Raw genomic sequence first — 2,262 nt, forward strand, 5'->3', positions numbered from 1 at the left:
GAACCCTTATTTAGAAAGGCATTTGGCGATTTTTGTCAATTGTTTTTGCTCTAGAGCGAACTAATCAATTAAGTCTCTTGCCAGATAAGGATTTAGTCGATTTATGCCCCCCTATTGAACCATACCAAGTAACGAAGAACCTGATTTCTTCGCGGGAACTTCAACAGGAAGCATCATTGCCTGTGGCCTTGCCAATGGAATGACCGCCACACAAATTTTAGGGTTTTATAACGAACATGGTCAAACCATTTTCAAAGAGCTAGACCTAAAAAAATTCTCCAACGTATGGCCAGAAGTATGGCGACGAATCAAAGAAAAAGATCCTTCCCTTCCCCTCTTTGAAGAAGAAGGATTAGAAAATGTTCTTAAGAAACCAAACATTTTTCCTGAAACTTTGCTCTTTAAAGACTTACCAAAACCGACTCTAGTAACCAGTTACGATACCTATAATCGAGAAGCCGTAATTTTTGTCAGTCGAGGTACGGTTCAACACAACGAAGATACTACAAACTACACTTCAGAACAATTAGATAAAAAGAAATTAGAAGACGCTAAATATAAAGCAAGATATGCAACTCTTCCCGTGTGGCAAGTCTGCCGTTCCTCTTCTGCCGCTCCCGTCGCTTTTGCGGGTTATCTGCTGAAAGATAAAGCCTATTTAGACGCTTTAACAGACTATGATCGTCCAGATAATGACAGAATTCGTCGAGGCGACTTAATAAAGAAAACAACAACAATACCTCAACATTCTGACGAAAAGTGTATTCCGTTAATTGATGGAGGAGTTGTCGCCAATAATCCTGCCCTATGCGCGATCGCTGAAGCAATTGAAAATGGTAAACCACTAGATAAAATTTTCGTAGCCTCGTTTGGGACAGGACAAGTTAATCGTCGTATTAGTGCAGAAGAAGCAACAACTTGGGGCGGATTTGATTGGGTTAACATTCATAATCAAATTCCACTAATGGATGTATTTTCAGATGGCTCCTCCGATGTCACAGACTATACCGCAAAAAAACTGTTGAAGGATAATTATAAACGTATCCAGCCTGTCATTACTTCCGATATTTCCACATTTCAGGCAGATGAAGCTAATCTCACAGCATTATCTCGTGCAGCAGACCATTATCTAAATCATTGTGGCGGAAAATAGCGATTAAAGAAATTAGCACAGCAATTGGTTAACGCTTAATATCCATTACGACATAAATTATAATGCAATTTTTAAGAGGGGTTAAAAGCCCCTTCTTCGCTTGGGTAGATAGTGCGATCGCCAATCACGTAGGATACATCCCATGCACCTTTTGCTTTTTCAAAACACTTAAATCCAAATTGCGATGCCTTACATTGCCCTAACATCTCCCGCATCATTCATTGCCCATACTGTCAGGAATTGTTATCGTACCCAAATCAGAGCGATAAAAACCTTCATCAATCAACCAATAGATACGGACAGGGCGATCTTGGGATTTTAAATAAAACCCCTACCGCATAGGATTATAACGAATATAATCACAGGGTAAAGCATAACCTCGTTCATCTCGAATTAATGGTATATCCAGCCCGTTGAAATTAGCTGATAAAATTAAAAAGGAAACCAACCAAACAGCAAACCATGCTAAGTAGTCGTGCAAAATAAATTTCCTAGTGAAGAAAGGCAAAAGGCAAGAGGCAAGAGGCAAGGGGGGGTTAGATATGTGTAATTAATTTTGCTTAGGTAGGGTTTGCTGAATAAATCTAAAAACCTTACAGGAAAGGGCTTTTAGCTTGATTGAGAGCTTCCCAAATGCACTTAAATCTGCTAGAATCTCTTAAAACCCTTGCATCACCCTTGCATCACCCTTGCATCTTCTCTAATTAGTGCTAATGTACCGTAAAAGCGAGTTACCCTCAACCCCACCAGAAAACTTCGAGCTGCCCTTTGAGGGGAAATTATCCCAAGACAATCGTTGGGTAATTATGGCCAACCTCATTCCCTGGTCAGAATTTGAAGCGGAATACGCATCACTTTTTTCAGAAGAAATGGGCACACCCGCCAAAACATTCAGGACAGCACTCGGAGCATTAATTATTAAAGAAAAATGAGGAACAAGCGATAGAGAAACGGTAGAACAAATCAAAGAAAATCCTTATTTACAATACTTCTTGGGGTTTTCAGCCTACAGCAATGAACCCCGGTTTGAAGCGTCAATGTTGGTTCACTTTCGAGAAAGAATCCCTCGGGAACTAATTAATAAAGTGAATCGCTTTATGGTCAAAAAT

The 2,262-nt window shown here is 39.8% G+C and carries 3 protein-coding genes and 1 pseudogene; 3 read left to right on the forward strand and 1 reads right to left on the reverse strand.

All coding sequences use genetic code 11. The annotated features are described in order from the left end of the window. Window positions 1-20: 20 nt before the first annotated feature. Together O9332_RS11680 and O9332_RS11685 are read left to right on the forward strand one after the other, a co-directional pair. Window positions 21-203, forward strand: coding sequence for a hypothetical protein (locus O9332_RS11680; protein WP_223213080.1), 183 nt, complete (start codon window positions 21-23; stop codon window positions 201-203). Next, on the forward strand, window positions 176-1,153 hold the full coding sequence (locus O9332_RS11685) for a patatin-like phospholipase family protein (RefSeq protein WP_230401085.1): 978 nt from the start codon (window positions 176-178) through the stop codon (window positions 1,151-1,153). Before O9332_RS11680 ends, O9332_RS11685 begins: the two co-directional genes overlap by 28 nt. 331 nt (window positions 1,154-1,484) lie before the next feature. On the opposite strand, the gene O9332_RS11690 is transcribed toward O9332_RS11685, so the two are convergent. Beyond that, entirely contained in the window at window positions 1,485-1,634 is a 150-nt protein-coding gene (locus tag O9332_RS11690; RefSeq protein WP_002762856.1) for a hypothetical protein, read from the reverse strand. A 232-nt stretch (window positions 1,635-1,866) separates the two neighbouring features. Here O9332_RS11690 and O9332_RS11695 point away from each other — a divergent pair. Then, window positions 1,867-2,262 (forward strand): annotated as a pseudogene (locus O9332_RS11695) (transposase); the annotation flags it as partial.

Source organism: Microcystis sp. LE19-10.1B (genome assembly GCF_027530565.1).
GTDB classification, from domain to species: domain Bacteria; phylum Cyanobacteriota; class Cyanobacteriia; order Cyanobacteriales; family Microcystaceae; genus Microcystis; species Microcystis aeruginosa.